We start from the raw sequence: 19,142 nt of genomic DNA on the forward strand, positions 1-19,142 counted from the left end.
ATGCCGACCGGCAAGATAAGTGCTGCGGCCAGCATCAGTGTGCGGAATCTATTCATCTGAACGCTTCCTTCGAAGATTGACGCGCGGGTTGCTGCAGTCTGTTGCGTCCGATCGGATAGTAAAACGAGAAATACCAAAGTCGTTAGGCCGAATTTACGCCACTCTACATCCAAACCAGAAACTGAGTATCGGAAACATCTAGAATATGGGCGGATTTCGATAATATTTTAGTGATCTTCTTAGCGAGGCGAAAACCCGCGCAAGTGTAAATCTGTCCTATGACAGTTCTAGTTGGTTCCATTTCAGCAAGCACCGCCGCAGCGGCGATAGAAACACTGCGCATCCCGCAGCGTGTTGCAACGAGCACGGCAGCCAAGGAAGCGCGCCGTCTGGCCGAACGGCAGGCGAAGGCCGACAGCGGTCAGGACGTCGACGAACCGACGAGCATCATTCACTCCACCGAAGTTGCTCTCGATCTGATGACGATGGGACAGAGGCAACCGCAGGCCGGCTTGAGGCAGGCCCTCAAGTTCTACGAAGAAGACTGATAGGAAACCCGGGCGTGCTTGTTCGCGCCCCGAAGGCCCGCGACAAAAATTTGTTCGGCGGCGACATTCCCCCTTGCCAAGCACCGCCATCGCCAGATAATTGCGCTCAACCCTGTTGGGAGAAGCCGGTCTGTTGCGATCGGTGCCGAAGGAGCAACCGCCCCGGAAACTCTCAGGCCAAAGGACCAGCAAGGGGCAGACGGAACTCTGGAGAGATGCGTTCTTGAAACGCGCGCCGAAGGGATAACAATCTCAGGCAAAGGGACAGAGGGGGCTCGAAAGACAAGGCGCAGTCGCGTCTTCAGATTTGAGCCCGCGCATGGAATCCACGCGCAAACCCCGGAGGCGTCCTTGGACGATACTGCTGCCCTGAAGAAAACCCCGCTGCATCAGCTGCATGTGTCGCTTGGCGCTCGCATGGTGCCTTTCGCGGGCTACGACATGCCGGTCCAATACCCAGCCGGCGTCATGAAGGAGCATCTGCAGACCCGCACTGCTGCTGGTCTCTTCGACGTTTCCCACATGGGCCAGGTCACCATCAAGGCGAAGTCGGGGAAATATGAAGACGTAGCGCTAGCGCTCGAAAGCCTCGTCCCCGTGGATATTCTCGGCCTACCCGAAGGCCGCCAGCGCTATGGTTTCTTCACCGACGACAATGGCGCCATTCTCGACGACCTGATGATCACCCATCTCGATGACCACCTCTTCGTTGTCGTCAACGCTGCCTGCAAGGACGCCGACGTCGCGCTTCTTCAAAAGCACCTCTCTGCCACCTGCGACATCACCGTGCTCGACCGCGCGCTTATCGCGCTGCAGGGCCCTCGCGCTGTCGAAGTCCTTGCCGAACTCTGGGCCGATGTCGCCGCCATGAAGTTCATGGACGTCCGCCACTGCCGCCTGCACGACGTCTCCTGTCTCGTCTCGCGCTCCGGCTACAGCGGCGAAGACGGCTTCGAGATCTCCATTCCCGCTGACAAGGCCGAGGATGTCACCAAGCGGTTGCTTGAGCACCCCGACGTCGAGCCGATCGGGCTCGGCGCCCGCGACAGCCTGCGCCTGGAAGCCGGGCTTTGCCTCTATGGCAACGACATCGACACCACGACGACGCCGGTCGAAGCAGCCCTCGAATGGGCCATGCAGAAAGCCCGCAAGACAGGCGGCGCCCGCGCCGGCGGCTTCCCCGGTTCCGCACGCATCCTCTCCGAGCTCGACAATGGCGCCCTCCGTCGCCGCGTCGGCCTGAAACCGGAAGGCAAGGCGCCTGTGCGCGGCCATGCCAAGCTCTATGCCGATGCCGAGGGCAAGACCGAGATCGGCGAAGTCACGTCAGGTGGCTTCGGCCCGAGTGTCGAAGGCCCTGTTGCCATGGGCTATGTGCCGGTTTCCTACGCCGCAGCGGGTACCGAAATCTACGCCGAGGTACGCGGCAAGTATCTGCCGGTCACCGTCAGTGCCCTGCCCTTCGTCACGCCGACCTACAAACGCTGAACCATTTCCAGAGAGGACAAACAATGTTGAAATTTACCGAAGAACACGAGTGGCTGAAGATCGAAGGCGGCGTTGCGACGGTCGGGATCACCAATTATGCCGTCGAGCAACTCGGCGACCTCGTTTTCGTCGAACTGCCTGAAGTTGGCGCGACCTTCGGCAAGAACGACAACGCAGCAACGGTTGAATCCGTGAAGGCTGCTTCCGACGTCTATTGTCCGCTGGATGGCGAAATCACCGAGGTGAACCCAGCCATCGTCGCCGATCCGTCGCTGGTCAATTCCGATCCGCAGGGCGCCGGCTGGTTCTTCAAGCTGAAGCTCGCCAACGCCGCCGATGCCGACGGCCTGCTCGACGAAGCGGCCTACAAGGAGCTCACCGCGTAATGACGACGCCGACGGAATTCCAGTTTACCGATTACCAGCCCTATGACTTCGCCAATCGTCGTCACATCGGTCCCTCGCCGGCCGAAATGACCGATATGCTGAAGGTCATCGGCTATAACAGCCTCGACGGGCTGATTGACGCGACCGTCCCGCCCTCCATCCGCCAGAAGGCGCCGCTCGTCTGGGGCGCGCCGATGACGGAGCGCGAGGCGCTCGACAAGCTGCGCGAGACCGCAAACAAGAACAAGGTCCTGACCTCGCTGATCGGTCAGGGCTATTACGGCACGATCACGCCGCCGGTCATCCAGCGCAACATTCTGGAAAACCCCGCCTGGTATACGGCCTATACGCCCTACCAGCCGGAAATCTCCCAGGGCCGCCTCGAGGCGCTCCTGAACTACCAGACGATGATCTGCGACCTGACCGGCCTCGACGTCGCCAACGCCTCGCTGCTCGACGAAGCGACCGCTGCCGCCGAAGGCATGGCCATGGCCGAGCGCGTCTCCAAGTCGAAGGCCAAGGCCTTCTTCGTCGACGCCGCCTGCCATCCGCAGACGATCGAGCTGATCAAGACCCGTGCCGAGCCGCTCGGCTGGAGTGTCGTCATCGGCAACCCCTTCACCGATCTCGACCCGGCCGACGTCTTCGGCGCCATCTTCCAGTATCCGGGCACGCACGGCCATGTGCATGATTTCACCGGCCTGATCTCGCGCCTGCACCAGACCGGCGCAATCGCCATCGTCGCCGCCGACATCCTGGCGCTGACGCTTCTGAAGTCGCCCGGCGAAATGGGCGCCGACATCGCCATCGGCTCGTCGCAGCGCTTCGGCGTTCCCGTCGGCTACGGCGGACCGCATGCGGCCTACATGTCGGTCAAGGATGCCCACAAGCGCTCCATGCCCGGCCGTCTTGTCGGCGTCTCGGTCGATGCCCGCGGCAACCGCGCCTACCGCCTGTCGCTGCAGACCCGCGAACAGCACATCCGCCGCGAAAAGGCGACGTCGAACATCTGCACCGCGCAGGTTCTGCTCGCCGTCATGGCCTCCATGTACGCCGTCTTCCATGGCCCCAAGGGCATCAAGGCGATTGCCCAGCAGGTCCACCAGAAGGCCGTGCTGATGGCCAAGGGCCTGGAAAAGCTCGGCTACACCATCGAGCCTGAAACCTTCTTCGACACCATCACCGTCGATGTCGGCCACATGCAGGGCGTCATTCTGCGCGCGGCTGTCGCAGAAGGCGTCAACCTGCGCAAGGTCGGCGCCACCAAGATCGGCATGAGCCTCGACGAGCGCACCCGCCCGGCGACGCTGGAAGCCGTCTGGCGCGCCTTCGGCGGCAACTTCGCCGTGGCCGATTTCGAGCCGAGCTATCGCCTGCCCAAGGGCCTCGCCCGTACCAGCGAATACCTGACGCATCCGATCTTCCACATGAACCGCGCCGAAAGCGAGATGACGCGTTACATCCGCCGTCTGTCGGACCGCGACCTGGCGCTCGACCGCTCGATGATCCCGCTCGGCTCCTGCACGATGAAACTCAACGCCACGGCGGAAATGCTGCCGATCACCTGGCCCGAGTTTTCGGATATCCATCCCTTCGTGCCGGCGGATCAGGCGCTCGGTTATCGCGAGATGATCGACGATCTCACCGAAAAGCTCTGCGCCGTCACCGGCTACGACGCCTTCTCCATGCAGCCGAACTCCGGCGCGCAGGGCGAATATGCGGGCCTGCTGACGATCCGCAACTACCACATCGCCAACGGCAACGGCCACCGCGACGTCTGCCTGATCCCGACATCCGCGCACGGCACCAACCCGGCGTCCGCCCAGATGGTCGGCATGAAGGTCGTGGTCGTCAAGGTTCGCGAAAACGGCGATATCGACCTCGACGACTTCCGCGCCAAGGCTGAGCAACATTCGGAGAACCTCTCCTGCTGCATGATCACCTATCCCTCGACACATGGCGTGTTCGAGGAAACGGTGAAGGAGATCTGCGATCTCGTGCACAAGCATGGCGGCCAGGTCTACCTCGACGGCGCCAACATGAACGCCATGGTTGGACTGTCCCGCCCTGGTGACATCGGTTCCGACGTGTCCCACCTCAACCTGCACAAGACCTTCTGCATCCCGCATGGCGGCGGCGGTCCCGGCATGGGCCCGATCGGCGTCAAGGCGCACCTCGCCCCCTTCCTCCCCGGCCATCCGGAGAGCGACGGACGCCCCGGTGCTGTCTCGGCGGCGGCCTTCGGTTCGGCTTCGATCCTGCCGATCTCCTGGAGCTACTGCCTGATGATGGGCGGCGAAGGCCTGACGCAGGCGACCAAGGTGGCGATCCTCAACGCCAACTACATCGCCGCACGGCTGAAGGGCGCCTACGACGTGCTCTACAAGTCCGAGGCCGGCCGCGTCGCGCATGAATGCATCATCGACACCCGCCCGCTGGTCGACAGCGCCGGCGTCACCGTCGACGACGTCGCCAAGCGCCTGATCGACTGCGGCTTCCACGCCCCGACCATGAGCTGGCCGGTGGCGGGCACGCTGATGATCGAGCCGACGGAATCGGAAACCAAGGCCGAGCTCGACCGGTTCTGCGAAGCCATGCTGGCAATTCGCCAGGAAGCCCGCGACATCGAGGAAGGCCGTTCCGACAAGCAGAACAACCCGCTGAAGAACGCCCCGCACACGGTCGAAGATCTGGTCGGCGAGTGGGACCGTCCCTACAGCAGAGAACAGGCCTGCTTCCCGCCCGGCGCCTTCCGCGTCGACAAATACTGGTCCCCGGTCAACCGCGTCGACAACGTCTTCGGCGACCGCAACCTGATCTGCACCTGCCCACCGCTGGAGGCCTACGCCGAAGCGGCCGAGTAAGGATACGACATCGAAACGCCCGGCTTTGTCCGGGCGTTTTGCTACCTGCTCGCCCGGCAGATGCCCGGACTTACAAGGCTGCATAAACACGAGACCCGCACGCGCCATGCCGGAACACCAAGCCTTCCATTATGTCCGCTCGGTAGCCACCGGCGACCGACCACCACTCCTCCTCCTGCACGGCAGCAGCCGCGACGAGACCGAGTTGCTGCCACTGGCCGGCAATGCAGCGCTAGGCTGGCCATACCTGTCACTGCGCGGTGGCATCGACTGGGACGGTGGCTACGCCTTTTTCCGCCGCAAACCCGACCGCACGCTCGACAGCGTCGACCTCGCGCTGCAGACCGGACGTCTCCATGACTTCATCGCGACCGCTCTCGAAACAGGTCTGATCACCCACCCGCCAATCCTCGTGGGCTTCTCGAACGGCGCGATCATCGCTGCCTCCCTCCTGATCCGCGATCCCGCATGCGCCGCGGGTGCTATCCTCATCCGCCCATTGTCGCCGGACCTCGATACGCTCGTGCCCGACATGCCGGCTAAACCGATTTTGGTTCTCGCCGGCGAATATGACGACCGCCGTGCGCCTGAGGACGCCATCCGCGTGGTGGCGCAGTTCCAGGCCGCCGGCGCCCACGTCATCAGCCACACCGCGCCCACCGGTCACGATCTTCACGACCGCGAGTCTGCCATCATCGGAGACTGGCTCGCGCAAACGTTCTTTCCGCTTGTCGTGGAGAAACAGCCCCGCTAAGGAACGCCACACTTTCCAAGAGAACAGGCGACCAGTCCCATGGCAAAATCCGACGGCGATCTCACCCAGCAGCCCTGGTCTAAGCCTGTAATGCTCGCATTTGAAGAGCCCGGCCAGTACGTTACCATCGCCACTACGCAGGCGGCGTCCTGGGCAATGATCGAGGACTGGCCGACGGAAGACGGTCCGGCGCTCGACAAGGCTCTGCTCATCTGCGCCGACGTCATCAAAGGCAAACGCACAAACGAGGACGCCCGCAAGGCCTTCATCGCCGCTGCCATCGAGGCCGGGATCGATATGAAAGCCGAGTGAGGCGCGCCGAGCGATGCCAAAGGTCTGACAAGATGATCATTGCGGTGCGCGTTCAACTATCCTGAAATTCTCCTGATTAGACGCCGAAGCCGCGACCGCTATTGCGAAGGCGCGCTTCCACTTTCGTCGCGTCGTATCAGCTCCTTGGATTGGAAGCGTAACCGGATGAGTTGCAATTCGTATTGCGTCGGGAAACGCTGCAAAATCCGTCCACGATTTCTCGTTGTGTCATGTTACGTGACGGCAAGACACCTATTTCTACTCTATTCTCGATGCGATACATTATCGCATCTATGAATATTTTTGACTTTTCAATTGATTAACAGTATTAGTGTCTCGTCATTAATACATTATTCGGATCAACAGCATCTATATTTGGTGTTTTGGACTTGATGGAACTGCACTCGCGTCCTGATCTGGCAGTTGCAACGAGCGCTGTTTTCAGCGGTTTCGATGATCCGTTAGTCCCCACGATTTTCCACGAAGAGTGGTGGTTGGACGCCGCCACGCGCGGGCGTGTGAACTACGTCGAGGTGGTAGACGGCGGCCGTACGGTCGGGCGAATGCCGTATCTGGTCGCACAGCGTTATGGGATAACCAGCTCCAACATGCCGACCCTGACCCATTTCCTCGGACCTGGAATAGATGACGGCACAGGCAAGGCAACGAACCGCTTGGTTAGGCGCCAAAGCATCACCCAGGAACTCATTCGAAAGTTGCCGCCTCTCTCGTCCTTTCGCCAGAAACTGCATAAGGGCGTGCGAGATGCATTGCCGTTCCAGGCCGAAGGCTATGACGTTTTTGTTCAATTTACCTTCGAAGTGACAGCGGCTCCCGCATGCACGATCTGGGAATCCATGCGCGACAAGACGCGGAACGTCATCCGGCGCGCCGAAGAGTCGCTCCGCGTTCGCATGAACATGGAGCCGGAAGAGTTCATCCACTTTTCGAAAGGTAATCTTGCGGCCAGGGGCATCTGTGCAAATATCGATTTTGCAATTTGCACCGATATCATGACGAAGGCGCTGGCGCGTGGGCGCGGTTGCATCTGGGCTGCAGAGGACCAACAGGGCGCCACCAAGGCAGCGATCCTTTGCGTTTGGGATCGGCGGGCGTGTTATTACTTGATGTCGACGCGCAGCATCGACAGTGGCAATGGCGCAATTCCGTTGCTGATTTGGAGCGCAATCCAAATGGCGTCGTCCATGGGGCTCGTCTTTGATTTCGACGGGGTTAGCAGCAAGGGAGCGATCCTGTTCTTTTCAGGCTTTGGCGGCGAGACAACGCCGCGCTACATCGTTTCCCGCTCGTCCAGATATTATCAACTTCTACGGCAGATACGCCGGCTTGATCCACTCGTCGTAAACTACTTCACTTAAGCCGCTGCGTGCGCAATGCGGCTGCATGAGCGCCAGATCGCTCCTTGAATTCCATCAATCGGGCACATGCTTCACGAGGATCTGAGTGTGCAGCATCGGTGCCGCCTCCGGTCCGACAAGCGTCCCATAATCGGCAAGGATCTCCCGACAGCTAGCAAGCAGGCAAAGCGCTATCGCTCAGCAGACGGAAGTCGGCGTCGTCGCTGCGCAGCGCGCTCGCGGAGGGGTTCGCGGACGAGCAGGCGATGTAGGCATCGGTCTTGTGCTTCTCCAGCACTCCAGGCCCGTCCTCATGCGTGGCAAAATCGGCAAATTTCGCCTTCTATCGCTCAAAAGCCGCCGTCAGGCAGCCGCCTGATGTTCTTCCGTGCGGCTCTCCACACCTCTTTGGCTGCGTCGAGGTTCATATACGCAATTCCAAGGCCCACGATGAGGTCCGGCCATGCCGAGGACCAGAGGTAGGCCGTGACAAGGCCCGCCGCGATGATGGCGATATTGGCAAAAGCATCATTGCGAGCCGACAGGAACGCCGCCCGCGTCAGTGAGCCGCTGGCACGGCGATAAGCGGAGAGTAGAAAGGCGCAAGCAAGGTTCACTGCCAAGGCACCCAGACCGGTCAAACCAAGCGCGAGTGGTTCCGGCGGCACTGGAGCGAGAACCTTTTGCCAGGCGGTCCAGAGGAAGGCCAGGGCCGGCAGGAGAAGGATCAGCGCCATTGCCATGCCCACCCGCGCACGATTGCGCGCTGACCATGCCATGGCGAAGAAGATGAGGAGGTTGACGCAGGCATCCTCGAAAAAATCGGCACTGTCAGCCAGCAGTGAAGCCGAGCCAATCCGCAGAGCAATGACGAACTCGAAGCCAAAATAGGCAAGATTCGCGAGCGCAACGATAAACACGGCGCGCCGGAGCATAGGGTCAATCGGCTGCAAGATACCTGCCTTCGGGTGTGGGCGATCAAGACGAGGCCGCCTGCTGTATACGATTCAACAATTGGAGACGAGGTGTGTTTGCGAGCTCGATAGACGGCATTTTTGCCCGAGGTGCTGTCCGGCCCAAAACAGTCATGCCTTCCGTACGGCCGCTTTCGGCTCGAGTGGCTCCATGATGACCTTGAGCTCAGCTGGAGCGTCCGTGTCTTCGGTTGTGATCAAGAGGTAGAGGCGATCGTCCCGTCCGCCAATCCGCACATGCACAGAGACTGCCGGACTGTTTGCTTCGAAGGTCCATCTGCCCACGCCAGAGGCCAGCATGCCATCAGATCCGGGCTCGATCACCGCCATCGACCAGCCGGCCCTGCCGAAAATGGCAACTGTCTGGCCATACTGAATGACGCCGACTGACGAAGACGCTTTTCCCGATTCGCTCCAACGCCCCGCGAAACTCTGTTCCGCCGCATAGCTGGGTGGGGTAGCCAACAAAAAAACGATCAGACCAGAGAAACAGGCGTAACGACACAAGCGGGCACAAAGCCACCCCAAGGCGGTCCCGACCTCGGCGCCCACACTTCGGCGTGACGTGATCGATATCAATCCGGCACGTGCTCCATGATGATCTGCGTGTGCAGCATCGGCGCCGCCTCCGAGCCGAAATAGTTTTCCAGCATCGGCAGAAATTCTTCAGAGAGATAGAATGCCGTCAGGGTACGATCGGCCAGCAGGCGGAAGTCGGAGTCGTCGCGGCGCATTGCTATCGCATAGGGCTCGTGGGTGAACAGGCGGTCGCCGATCTCCAGCGCGGACGGATCGCGCGCCCGCTTGGCCAGGCTGGTGAGTAGCACCTGATCGGCGATGTAGGCATCGATCTTGTGGCTCTCCAGCGCAGCAAGCCCGTCCTCGTGCGTCGGGAAATCAGCAAGCTTCGTCTTTGACACCTGGGTGGCCAGTGCGTCACGCAGCGTCGTTCCCGTGGTCGTGCTTGCGCGGACACCGATTATGCGGGTGGAGGCGACATGGTCGCTGACAGCGCGAATGGTCGGTTTCTCGAGAAAGAGCGTCTGCAGGTAGTTGGGCGAATCCTTGCGCAGCAGCGCCGTCGCGCCAGTGAGGAAGATCGGTTGCGAGAAATCGACGATTTCCCGCCGCTTCAGGTTGACCGTGACAGCACCGCAGAGCAGATCGACATCGCCGTTCTTCACGGCGTCGAAGCCGTTGGCCAGCGTCTTCTCGATGTACTCACGCTTCAGCTGCGGGACCTGGCCCTCGATTGCATCGGCGATCTTGCCGCAAAGGTCGATCGCGTAGCCTTTTGGATCGGCGCCCGGCTTGCTTGAGGAAAAAGGCGCCTCATCCGCAATAAAGCCGATGCGAACACTGCCGCGCTGGGCGATCGTGTCGAGTGTCGCAGCGCCCGCCGCGACAGCAGAAAGCCAAAGGACAAGATTCAGCAGCAGAAACCGTCTCATGCACTGCGCCATGGGCATGATCCTCATCGCCGAAAACGGGCAATCTCGAGAGTATGCACGCAGATTATGGGCTGCCGGCCATTTGTCAACCGAAGCGCACCGCTAGCATTCTTGCAGGCCTGATGAGAGCTACACCGCCGGGTGGTCTAAGCAGCCTCGTCGACCGCATTGACAGAACATCGACGGCATTCCATTGCTGCCGACCGAGGTGGCCGGTCGATGTTTGTATCAGAAGCGTTAGCACTTAGCTCAGCCGTATGCATTGCGCTGAGCTCCATGTTCATCAGTGAGTTAAACGGTCGCGTGCCGCTGATGCGGCTCGCTCGCTGGCAAGTCACGGCAGGCTTCGCAATAACGGCGGGGGTTGCGACCATCACCGGAGGCTGGGCCACCCTGGGATTGTGGCAGGTGGGAAACTTGGCCGCCTCGGGCGTCTTTGGCATCGCGCTTGCAAGCACAACCTATTTCGCTGCGATCTATACGGCAGGACCACGCCTCACGGCCTTGCTCTTTTCCTTGACCTCCCCCTTCGCGCTGATCATGGGCTACCTTGCTTTCGGCGAGACGATAAGCGCTACTCAAGCCGTGGGTGTCGCATTGATCCTTGCCGGCATTGTGATCGCAATCGGCGTTCGCCGGCGCCGGCCGCCGGCAATGATACCGATTGCGGACGCCGAGCCGATAGAATCCGTTCCGGCCAGCGGCCCGTCGCCCTCCCTGCTCGGCATCTCGCTCGGCGTGCTCACCGCCTTCGGTCAGGCCCTCGGAAGCCTCCTCGCCCGCCCCGCGATGGCTTCAGGTGTCGATCCCTTCGCGGCGATGGCGGTGCGGTCCAGCCTGGCGGTGCTGTTCTTCTGGGCATTGCTCGCCTTGCCGAAAATCCGGCGGGAGCTGACGGCGTTTCGCAAGGCCGACCTTAGTATCGCCGTCACCGCGGCGTTCTTCGGCACGGCTCTCGGCATGTCCTTGCTGATGGCAGCACTCAGAACAGGAAATGTCGGCATCGTCTCAACGCTGTCCTCCATGACACCCGTCGTCATCCTGCCAATGGTGTGGCTGCGAAGCGGCCAGATGCCACGCGTCCATGCCTGGTGTGGAGCAGGACTGGCCATCGTCGGGACGGCGCTGATCAGCATCGCGTGAGGGATGGTGCAAGGAATCCCTGCTTGCCGGCGACACCAACAGCACCTAAGGCTTCCTGGTCCGCGGCTCGTCAAGCCCGTAGGCATCGACATAGGCGCGTTCCGCGGCTCCGATCGTCGGGAAAAATTGCGCCTCGCCTATTTCCTCGAACACGCCAAAGCGCTTTAATTTGCCCTTCACCTCATCACTGAGTTCGGCGAAGCAGAACGTTACGCCCGTTGCTCGAAGATCGCCGATGAATTCGATCAGACTGTCCGAAGATGTAACATCGATGCTGGTGATTGGCTCGGCTGCGATGACCACCCAGTTCACCCGCTCAGGGGCAGCCTCTAGCGCCTGGCTCACTCGCTCCTTGAAGAGCTCGGCGTTAGCAAAAAACAGGGGCGCGTCCAAACGGAAGAGCAAGAGGCCCTTAATACGTCGGGCCTCCGGATCTCGGGTGACATCGACATAGCCGTTGGCACCGGCGTTGCCGAGAACGGCCGAGCGCGGGCGCCAGCCATCCCAAAGGAACTCGATGACCGCCATGACCACCGCGATCCCTATCCCCGGAATTGCGCCGAAGATCGCCACACCCGCGAAACACAGCATCGACAGCCAGAATTCCCAGCGCTGGATGCGGTAGATCCGCTTGAGGTCGGAGAACTCGAAGAGCCCAATCGCGGCGCTGAGAACCACAGCCGCAAGTGTCGCGTCTGGCAAGTTCCGCAGAAGCTTCGGAGCCAGCAGCAGCAACAGCGCGACAGCGATTGCGCCGACGACGCCGGTCATCTGCGTCTTGGCCCCGGCGGCTTCGGCGACAGGCGTTCGAGAAGAACTGCTACTGATCGGAAATCCCTGAAACAATCCGGCCGCGAGATTGGAGGCACCGAGCGCAACCATCTCCTGGTTGGGATCAACGCGATATCCCATCCGCGCGGCATAGACCCGCGACAGCACGCTCGTATCGGCGAAGGAGACCATCGCTGTCGCAAACCCGCCGACCAATACCGGGCCGATATCCGAGACGCCAATCAGGGGTATCCGGAAGGTAGGGAGGCCCGCCGGCAACGGCCCGAGAACGGAGACCACCTCACGATCTCCCAGCTGCAGCACTCCCACGACCACAGTTGCGATAATCACTGCAATGAGAATGCCTGGCACATGCTTGAACCGTTTCAGCACAAGAACGAGGGCCAGCGCTCCCCCACCCAATCCGAAGGCCGCCCAATTGATCCGCTCGGCAAGAATTCCTTGTGCGATTGCCCACAGATCCTGCAGTGGGCCTCCTTTTTCAATCGAGAAGCCGAGAAGCTTCGGTGTCTGACTGATGATGACGGTCAGTGCTATGCCGTTCATGTAGCCATAGCGTATGGGCTTCGAAAGCAGTTCGGTGATGAACCCAAGCCGGGCAAATCCGGCCAGAATACAGACTAGTCCCGACACAATCGCCATTGCGGCCGCCAGGGCGATGGCGCGTGCAGGGTCTCCTCCCGAAAGCGGCAGAACGGTGCCTAGAATGACCGTGGCGAGCGCCGAGTCGGGTCCAAGCACCAGTATCCGGCTCGGACCGAAAACGGCATAGGCGAGCAAGGGCACGATGGTCGCATAAAGGCCGTAGATACCCGGCACCCCGGATGCCACGGCGTAAGCGATACCGACCGGCACCAGCATTGTCGCGAGAACAACGCCCGCCGTGACATCATGGATGATTAAGCCGGGTTTGTACTGTCTGAGAGCTTGAACCCCCGGCACCCAGCGAAGGACACCTTTTTGTGCTAACTCAGACATGTGGTTCGCGCCGCTCCATTCCCGTCAGCAATGACGATTGGCCAGACGCCTCCTCCAAGGCGATTTGTAGCATGACGGTGAACTCCGCGCGACTGGACAGTAGGAGGCCGTCTGGGCAGGAGCCCGTGACCACCGCATGTCGCACTCCTATTGTGTCAATGTCTGCGGCTTCAGATCGCCGCCGAGGGTTTCGTCCGCCGGCAGTGGCTTTCGCCTCTTCTGGAGCGGCTGTTCCATGATCGTGACCGGAGCCGCGACGGTCGCCGCTGCCACCGTGCCGATGTTCGTTACCGTCCCCCCAACCACGGCCGTGATGCCTTGGCCCAGCGTCACCTTCGAATCCGTGAGCGTCTGGCCAGTCATCAGCCGCTGGCCGATTAGCTGAACGATCTCCGGGCTCTCGGCGAACTTGCCGTGGTTCAACCCATCCCCGGTCTTTACCTTCGTCAAATCGATCGCCGTGATGCCGGCTTTTTCAAGCTTCGAGCGGTACGGTTCTTCGGCTGGATTGATAGCGCCGAGACGGGAGACGCGCCCGGTAATGAAGCTTGAGACAGCAAGCGCTTTGTCATCCTGCGATACAAAGATCGTGAACTTCGGTCGCGGCTCGCCCATCTCGACGAACTGCTTTGCGAAGACTTGAATGTCGATATCCGGGGAAGCCAGGATCACGTTGTGGATCTTCGGATCGACGTGGGCATCGCGGATCCCCATCTGCCGCAGCGATTCCATCGCAAGCCAGGTGCCCATTGAGTGCGCCATGACGGTGATGTCTTTGACATCAGGGTCGGCGGCGAGCGTGCGAAGTGCCTGCTCCAGTGCGGTTCGGGAATAGTTGGTGCTTTCCTTGTCGTATTGGTACGCCGTGATTTCAGCTCGCGACGGCCAGGTGAAAAGCACCGGCGTCGCCTGCATCTTGCTGTCGTTCACGATCTGCGCCAGCCGGAAGACCGAATCCTCATAGGTATTGTTGAAGCCGTGAATGAAAACGAGCGCATGCCCGCCGTTCACGTGCTGTCCAAACCACGCCCTTCCCTGTTCGACGGTGTCTATCTGCTGGACGTTCGTCACAGCAAAATCGGTCGCCGGATTGGGCGGAATCTGCTTCGGCCACTGGACGGTGCCCGGTTCGCGTTTCGGCGGGATCGAGACCGTAATTTGCGTGAGGTGCGGCTTCGCGCTGCGCTCACCGTTGAATAGCGTACCGGGATCTCCGGAGGGCTCGCGGGTGGTCGCAACCAGCATAGCGACCTTGGACGTCGGCGGAGCAGATGCAGAGATCGCAACGGGCGTCATCACGCCATCCGGATGGCCGCAACTCGTCAGAAGCAGCAGAAGAAGGGGCACGCCACGTTTTACCATACACGCATTCCAGCTAGTGCCCTGGGATGTCGGGCTTTCAGAACTGGACGCTAGCAGCTCACACGGCACTGGGCCTGTAGCATCACGTATTATCTGTACTGCTGGAGCCCTTCATGATGCGGATTTGCCACGCTTACAGACGGACGCTTCTTACGATCCATGATTGGCTGGTGCTGATCTTAAGGGACGCAGACGGGCATGCTTACGCAGCGGCGCGGCGGACCCTCCGGGTCTCGTTGAATGCGTCGCCCCTAGCCGAAGGCGCGGAAGGTTTCGCCACTCAAGCCAACCTGAGTGCCGCCATGTCCCCGCTACTGAGCGCCGCTATGTTGGCTTCGATCTTGTCGATCGGCCAATCCCACCAAGCGATCTCGAGAAGCTCCGCGACGATCTCGTCTGGATAACGCATCCGGATAATCGCCGCCGGATTTCCGCCCACAACCGCGTACGGCGGCACGTCGCGGGTGACGACCGAGGCGGCCGCAACTATCGCGCCCGCACCGATATGGACACCCGGCATAATCGTCGCGTTCTGCCCAATCCAGACGTCATGGCCCACAACCGTGTCTTTGACAGGCAGATCCTTGTAACCGAAGGTCTCGGGCTTGAAGATGAGAAATGGATAGGTGGTGAAGCCGTTCATCGGATGATTGGCCGAACTGGTGATGAAATAGCTTCCCCTGGCAATCTGGACGAATTTGCCGATCACCAGTCGCTCGCGAACGCCTTGGCCGAGGTAAGGGGCCAGAAGCCGTGCGGTGTCTTCCGGCTTTCCAGAGTGCGTGTAATAGCTGAAGTCACCGACCTCCATGCGCGGATGGTCGATGACGTTCTTCAGGTACACCGTATCCCAGTATATGGTGCCGTCGGGCAAGGTAATCGGGTGAACAGCGGTCGCGTCGAGAAGAGGCATGGAGAACCTTTTCAACATGTTGCAAACCACGCCGAAGCACGATCCGGTTGCGCCGGCGGGCTGATTTCATCTCGATCAGGCTATTGCCTCTCAGCTGCGTGATCCATAGTGAGCCGTATATCGCTCTCATGAATAATGTTGATGTCGCATCCTCGACGCCCGAATATCTGGTCTGCACGCGACATCCGGCATCTATGTTTAGTGCTCAGCGAGAGCGGGCCGGAGCCAGCAGCGCTTTGAAAATCGCACCAACGCAAGCGCCCACATCTCTCCAACCTAGACCTGACCGAGCCGGATCAAGCTTTCGGCGCAGGAAATGATCGCCTCTTCCCTCGACCGGGGAGCCCAGCCGAGAAGACGCTCGGCCTTTTTGCCCGTAGCATTCATGTCGTAGCCAAGCAGCGGGACCACCGCCTTGAGCTGCGCGTTGGTTTCACCGGCAATGCGCACCTGCTCGTCGGGCCAAACCTGCGTCGATACGTTTTCGGCGGCTTTGCCAAGGCGTTGGCGCAACAGTTCCGCAACCTCGACCATCCATAGGCTTTCACCGACAGTGGCGAGAAACCGTTCGCCATTGGCCGCGGGGTCGGTCATGGCGCGCAGATGCAGGTCCGCTACATCCCGCACGTCGACGCAGCAGGAATTGACGTTCGCGCATCCCGGCTGCCCTTTCAGCATGTTGGCGATCAACCGGATGGAATGGGAATAATCCGCCCCTAGAGCCGGGCCGTAGACGGCAACCGGATTGACCGTCGTCAGTTCCAGGCCATTGCCCTCCCGCGCGATGAAGTCCCAGGCGGCGCGCTCAGCAAGGGTCTTCGATTTCTGATAGGGCCCAACATTGCCGGTGAGATCGCTCCAGTCCGTCTCGTCGAATGGCCTGCGGTGTTCCGGTCCGTGGCCGACGCCGATTGCACCGAAGGCCGAGGTCAACACAACGCGCCTCACCCCAGCGTCGCGCGCTGCGCGCAGCACCCTGAGATTTCCGTCAACAGCTGGTCCGATCCAATCCTCTTCGCGCATCTGGTCGCCGGAAGGCGTCGGCGACGCGCCGTGCATGACGTAGGCGCATCCGGCGACAGCCTCCGGCCAGCCGTAATCATCCGTGAGATTGGCGATCACGAAGGACAGCCGGTCTCCAGCGTCGACGCCACCCACCTTAAGATACTGCCGCACCTCCTCTTCCCGTTCAGGCGAGCGGATGGTGGTGCGCACCCGGTAGCCCGCGTTCAGCAGCGCCAGCATGCAATATTGCGCGATGAAACCGGTGCCACCGGTGACGAGTACAAGCTTGTCGGTCATGTCATGCCTCATAGTTGAATTTGGCCGCATTTTGCTGCGGCCTGTCTTGTTGACCGGAAGGTAGGCATCCGCGCCTGTACTGTGAATGCTTGAAAATACGCATAGCTTGCGCGATAGTACGGAAATGTCCGTTGATCCCTTTTCCGACGTCCTCAAACTCACCAACGCCGAGGCAGTCGTTACCGGCGGTTTCACCGCTGGCGGCCCCTGGGCGGTCCGCTTTCCCGGACGAGACAAGATCAAGTTCTTTGCCGTGGTGAAAGGCAGTTGCTGGGCAAAGGTCGAGGGCGAGGCCGAACCGATCCACTTCGAAACCGGCGACGTCGGCCTGCTGGCGAAACGGCGGAGCTTCGTGCTTGCCAGCGACCCGAGCGTTGAGGCTGTCGACGCCATGGAGCTGTTTTCCGGCAAGGGCAGGACGATGGCAACGCTTGGCGACGGCAGCGACTTCGCGCATATCGGCGGCCATGTGATGCTCGATCCGACGCGTGGCGGGCTGCTGGCAGACATATTGCCCACATGGATCCACACGCGGGCCGCATCGCCGCAGGCAACCGTCTTCCGTTGGCTTCTCGATCGGCTCATCGAAGAACGGGATGTCGGGCAGCCGGGCGCGCAACTCGCCTCGGCGCAGTTGACGCAGCTGCTCTTCATCGAGATCCTGCGCTCGCACCTCAACACATCGAGCCTCATGCCCGCTGGCTGGTTGCGCGCCTTGGCTGATCCCCGCGTCGCGCCGGCGCTCCGCCTGATGCATGGCGATCCTGCTCGGCCCTGGCACCTGGAAGACCTCGCAAAATCATGCGCGATGTCGCGAACGTCTTTCGCATCCCACTTCAAGACGCTCGCGGGCGTCGCGCCCCTAACCTACCTGACCGAATGGCGAATGCACCTTGCCCAGCGCGCCCTGCGAGAGGAGCGGACAGCCGTGGCCTCCGTCGCCCGGTCGCTTGGCTACACCTCCGAGAGCGCATTCAGCAACGCATTCAAACGCATCAACGGCAGCTCACCGACCGCATATCGTTCATCTCTGCTCGCGTCGAATGGCGACGCCTCGAAAGAGTCCCATGAAGGCGAACTCACCGATGGGCTGCTCAATGACGACATATGAATCCATCTTACTCAGTCAAACACCGAACGAGCTTTTCGATCTAAACGGGTTATCGGACAAAGGTGGCGTGTTGACGCTATCGCTCTTCAACGCAGATGAAGCCACCGACGTTAGGTTCAATGCCTACTATGCCTATCGAAAAATCGACGAAGGCGACGCGCTTAAACTTCTCTCGGATGTTGCGTCATCGAGCCAGCTCGGCAAAACATTATACCGCGGAGCGGACTCCGAATTTACCCGCTGGTTCAGAGAGCAAGGTCTCGGGAAAAACGACGACGTCGAAGTCCATCACGTTGTCATCATCTTGGTAGATGACGTAATCGAAATACTAACTCCGGCGCTTCCGGTCATCGAGAATATGGCTCGGTGAGCTAGCCTCTCAACGCCGCCGATTACCTCGTCCCAACGATGACCGTCGCGGTCGAACGCAGCCGAACTTTTCCGTCCTGCATCGCCTGCCGTGCCAGGGATAGTACCTCGTCGCGGATCTTCGCTTGCGTCGCCGCGTCAGCCTTCGCGAGGCCCGCCACGACGGGTGCCGCGATGTCTGTCATGAAATTCCAGTATGTCTCCGGCGACGCGTGGGTCATCATTGAGGAAACGTCCTCTTCGCGCAGATCCTTTAGACCGGCCTCTTCGAAGGCATGTCGCATCATGCCTGCCTGAGCGCAACGGAAGAGCCCCGGTGATCCCGGGGGCGGCGTCGGCATGTCCACGTGCCGCGCGATCGTCGACATGATTGTCGTTGCCCAGGGGTTCTTGTCAGGCCCACACCAGACAGCTGCGCAGACACGCCCGCCTGGCTTCGCCACGCGTCCGAATTCCCGGGCGGCAAGCGCGACATCGGGAAAGAACATGAAGCCGAAGCGGCACAGGACGGTGTCGAAGGAGGCATCGGCGAAAGGCAGCGCACCGGCATCGCAGACCTTGGTCTCGAAATTCGTCAGGCCGCGGCGCGTGGCATTCTCGGCCGCCACCGCCAGCATACGTTCTGAGAGATCGGTCACCGTCACTTTTCCACGCGGCACCATCGCCGCTGCGGTAAGCCCCGGTTCGCCGGTGCCGGCGGCTACGTCGAGCACGTGCGAATCCTCGCGCAATTTCGCGAGCCTCAGCATCGCATCACCAAAAGGCGCCAGCCAACCGAGAACCAGTTCGTCCCATTTCTTCCAGCCGGCGGAAAAGCGGTCCCATGTGTCACGCTGCTGATCGCGGATCGCATCGAAGTTCCCAGGCATGCCCTTCGCTCCTTCCATACAGATCTTCCCGGTCTTTCGGGTGCTTCACTATGAACCGTCTGGATCAAGTTACAATCAAATACGGATCATCACAGTGTCGAGGCTATCGTCGCAACCCGCCAGAAGAAAAGTGGCTCGCGGCAGTCCGCCGAATGGGCGCTGAATGGC

At 60.8% G+C, this 19,142-nt stretch carries 18 protein-coding genes and 1 riboswitch; of the genes, 10 read left to right on the forward strand and 8 right to left on the reverse strand.

Translation table 11 applies throughout. The annotated features are described in order from the left end of the window. Positions 1–278: 278 nt before the first annotated feature. The 7 genes from QTL94_RS24480 (at position 279) to QTL94_RS24510 (ending at position 7,731) form a co-directional block, all read left to right on the forward strand. The gene (locus QTL94_RS24480; protein WP_113523384.1) at positions 279–548 is read left to right on the forward strand and encodes a hypothetical protein; all 270 of its coding nucleotides are present in this window, start codon (positions 279–281) and stop codon (positions 546–548) included. Positions 549–654: 106 nt separating this feature from the next. Beyond that, a riboswitch (glycine riboswitch) is annotated at positions 655–746 on the forward strand. 153 nt (positions 747–899) lie between these two features. Beyond that, positions 900–2,036, forward strand: a complete 1,137-nt coding sequence (gene gcvT, locus QTL94_RS24485; protein WP_289803310.1) for a glycine cleavage system aminomethyltransferase GcvT — start codon at positions 900–902, stop codon at positions 2,034–2,036. 23 nt (positions 2,037–2,059) lie between these two features. Continuing rightward, complete coding sequence (gene gcvH / locus QTL94_RS24490; protein ID WP_289803311.1) at positions 2,060–2,422, forward strand: glycine cleavage system protein GcvH; 363 nt, start codon at positions 2,060–2,062, stop codon at positions 2,420–2,422. Further along, positions 2,422–5,286, forward strand: coding sequence for an aminomethyl-transferring glycine dehydrogenase (gene gcvP / locus QTL94_RS24495; protein ID WP_289803312.1), 2,865 nt, complete (start codon positions 2,422–2,424; stop codon positions 5,284–5,286). Before gcvH ends, gcvP begins: the two co-directional genes overlap by 1 nt. A 106-nt stretch (positions 5,287–5,392) precedes the next feature. Then, the gene (locus tag QTL94_RS24500; RefSeq protein WP_289803313.1) at positions 5,393–6,040 is read left to right on the forward strand and encodes an alpha/beta hydrolase; all 648 of its coding nucleotides are present in this window, start codon (positions 5,393–5,395) and stop codon (positions 6,038–6,040) included. A 39-nt stretch (positions 6,041–6,079) separates the two neighbouring features. Continuing rightward, entirely contained in the window at positions 6,080–6,352 is a 273-nt protein-coding gene (locus QTL94_RS24505; RefSeq protein WP_065693827.1) for a DUF982 domain-containing protein, read from the forward strand. Positions 6,353–6,744: 392 nt separating this feature from the next. Next, entirely contained in the window at positions 6,745–7,731 is a 987-nt protein-coding gene (locus QTL94_RS24510) for a hypothetical protein (RefSeq protein WP_289803359.1), read from the forward strand. A gap of 329 nt (positions 7,732–8,060) precedes the next feature. Here the strand turns inward: QTL94_RS24510 and QTL94_RS24515 are convergent, their stop codons facing one another. The 3 genes from QTL94_RS24515 to QTL94_RS24525 all read right to left on the reverse strand — a co-directional run bounded on the left by QTL94_RS24515 (position 8,061) and on the right by QTL94_RS24525 (position 10,135). Further along, complete coding sequence (locus tag QTL94_RS24515; RefSeq protein ID WP_289803360.1) at positions 8,061–8,645, reverse strand: cation efflux transmembrane domain-containing protein; 585 nt, start codon at positions 8,643–8,645, stop codon at positions 8,061–8,063. Between the two features lie 150 nt (positions 8,646–8,795). Then, on the reverse strand, positions 8,796–9,149 hold the full coding sequence (locus QTL94_RS24520) for a hypothetical protein (protein WP_289803314.1): 354 nt from the start codon (positions 9,147–9,149) through the stop codon (positions 8,796–8,798). A 110-nt stretch (positions 9,150–9,259) separates the two neighbouring features. Further along, positions 9,260–10,135: an amino acid ABC transporter substrate-binding protein gene (locus QTL94_RS24525; protein WP_289803315.1), complete on the reverse strand. Its 876-nt coding sequence runs from the start codon at positions 10,133–10,135 to the stop codon at positions 9,260–9,262. Positions 10,136–10,354: 219 nt separating this feature from the next. Here QTL94_RS24525 and QTL94_RS24530 point away from each other — a divergent pair, with 219 nt between their 5' ends. After that, positions 10,355–11,278 carry a DMT family transporter gene (locus QTL94_RS24530; protein WP_289803316.1) on the forward strand — a complete coding sequence of 308 codons (924 nt, stop codon included), beginning with the start codon at positions 10,355–10,357 and terminating at the stop codon, positions 11,276–11,278. 45 nt (positions 11,279–11,323) lie between these two features. Here QTL94_RS24530 and QTL94_RS24535 read toward each other — a convergent pair whose 3' ends face one another. The 4 genes from QTL94_RS24535 to QTL94_RS24550 form a co-directional block, all read right to left on the reverse strand. Beyond that, positions 11,324–13,048 carry a SulP family inorganic anion transporter gene (locus QTL94_RS24535; RefSeq protein WP_289803317.1) on the reverse strand — a complete coding sequence of 575 codons (1,725 nt, stop codon included), beginning with the start codon at positions 13,046–13,048 and terminating at the stop codon, positions 11,324–11,326. Positions 13,049–13,195: 147 nt separating this feature from the next. After that, positions 13,196–14,410, reverse strand: a complete 1,215-nt coding sequence (locus QTL94_RS24540; protein WP_289803318.1) for an alpha/beta hydrolase — start codon at positions 14,408–14,410, stop codon at positions 13,196–13,198. A 280-nt stretch (positions 14,411–14,690) separates the two neighbouring features. Then, a complete protein-coding gene (locus QTL94_RS24545; protein WP_289803319.1) occupies positions 14,691–15,323 on the reverse strand; it encodes a CatB-related O-acetyltransferase in 633 nt (210 codons plus the stop codon). A gap of 276 nt (positions 15,324–15,599) precedes the next feature. Further along, positions 15,600–16,625 carry an SDR family oxidoreductase gene (locus QTL94_RS24550; protein WP_289803320.1) on the reverse strand — a complete coding sequence of 342 codons (1,026 nt, stop codon included), beginning with the start codon at positions 16,623–16,625 and terminating at the stop codon, positions 15,600–15,602. A 124-nt stretch (positions 16,626–16,749) separates the two neighbouring features. On the opposite strand from QTL94_RS24550, the gene QTL94_RS24555 reads away from it, so the two are divergent. Next, on the forward strand, positions 16,750–17,736 hold the full coding sequence (locus QTL94_RS24555) for an AraC family transcriptional regulator (RefSeq protein WP_289803321.1): 987 nt from the start codon (positions 16,750–16,752) through the stop codon (positions 17,734–17,736). Next, entirely contained in the window at positions 17,723–18,106 is a 384-nt protein-coding gene (locus tag QTL94_RS24560; RefSeq protein WP_289803322.1) for a hypothetical protein, read from the forward strand. The genes QTL94_RS24555 and QTL94_RS24560 overlap by 14 nt, the downstream gene beginning before the upstream one ends. Positions 18,107–18,128: 22 nt before the next feature. Here the strand turns inward: QTL94_RS24560 and QTL94_RS24565 are convergent, their stop codons facing one another. Next, complete coding sequence (locus QTL94_RS24565) at positions 18,129–18,974, reverse strand: class I SAM-dependent methyltransferase (protein ID WP_289803323.1); 846 nt, start codon at positions 18,972–18,974, stop codon at positions 18,129–18,131. Between the last annotated feature and the right edge of the window lie 168 nt (positions 18,975–19,142).

Origin of the sequence: Rhizobium sp. S96, assembly GCF_030382195.1 — a bacterium.
Taxonomy (GTDB): Bacteria; Pseudomonadota; Alphaproteobacteria; order Rhizobiales; family Rhizobiaceae; genus Rhizobium.

Bases quoted from the DNA above. Each gene is read 5' to 3' on its own strand.
- QTL94_RS24565 (WP_289803323.1), bottom strand. From the start codon at position 18,974: ATGCCTGGGAACTTCGATGCGATCCGCGATCAGCAGCGTGACACATGG.
- QTL94_RS24510 (WP_289803359.1), top strand. From the start codon at position 6,745: ATGGAACTGCACTCGCGTCCTGATCTGGCAGTTGCAACGAGCGCTGTT.
- gcvP (WP_289803312.1), top strand. From the start codon at position 2,422: ATGACGACGCCGACGGAATTCCAGTTTACCGATTACCAGCCCTATGAC.
- QTL94_RS24530 (WP_289803316.1), top strand. From the start codon at position 10,355: ATGTTTGTATCAGAAGCGTTAGCACTTAGCTCAGCCGTATGCATTGCG.
- QTL94_RS24525 (WP_289803315.1), bottom strand. From the start codon at position 10,135: ATGAGACGGTTTCTGCTGCTGAATCTTGTCCTTTGGCTTTCTGCTGTC.
- QTL94_RS24500 (WP_289803313.1), top strand. From the start codon at position 5,393: ATGCCGGAACACCAAGCCTTCCATTATGTCCGCTCGGTAGCCACCGGC.
- QTL94_RS24545 (WP_289803319.1), bottom strand. From the start codon at position 15,323: ATGCCTCTTCTCGACGCGACCGCTGTTCACCCGATTACCTTGCCCGAC.
- QTL94_RS24555 (WP_289803321.1), top strand. From the start codon at position 16,750: ATGTCCGTTGATCCCTTTTCCGACGTCCTCAAACTCACCAACGCCGAG.
- QTL94_RS24505 (WP_065693827.1), top strand. From the start codon at position 6,080: ATGGCAAAATCCGACGGCGATCTCACCCAGCAGCCCTGGTCTAAGCCT.
- QTL94_RS24480 (WP_113523384.1), top strand. From the start codon at position 279: ATGACAGTTCTAGTTGGTTCCATTTCAGCAAGCACCGCCGCAGCGGCG.
- QTL94_RS24560 (WP_289803322.1), top strand. From the start codon at position 17,723: ATGACGACATATGAATCCATCTTACTCAGTCAAACACCGAACGAGCTT.
- QTL94_RS24535 (WP_289803317.1), bottom strand. From the start codon at position 13,048: ATGTCTGAGTTAGCACAAAAAGGTGTCCTTCGCTGGGTGCCGGGGGTT.
- QTL94_RS24540 (WP_289803318.1), bottom strand. From the start codon at position 14,410: ATGGTAAAACGTGGCGTGCCCCTTCTTCTGCTGCTTCTGACGAGTTGC.
- QTL94_RS24550 (WP_289803320.1), bottom strand. From the start codon at position 16,625: ATGACCGACAAGCTTGTACTCGTCACCGGTGGCACCGGTTTCATCGCG.
- QTL94_RS24515 (WP_289803360.1), bottom strand. From the start codon at position 8,645: ATGCTCCGGCGCGCCGTGTTTATCGTTGCGCTCGCGAATCTTGCCTAT.
- gcvH (WP_289803311.1), top strand. From the start codon at position 2,060: ATGTTGAAATTTACCGAAGAACACGAGTGGCTGAAGATCGAAGGCGGC.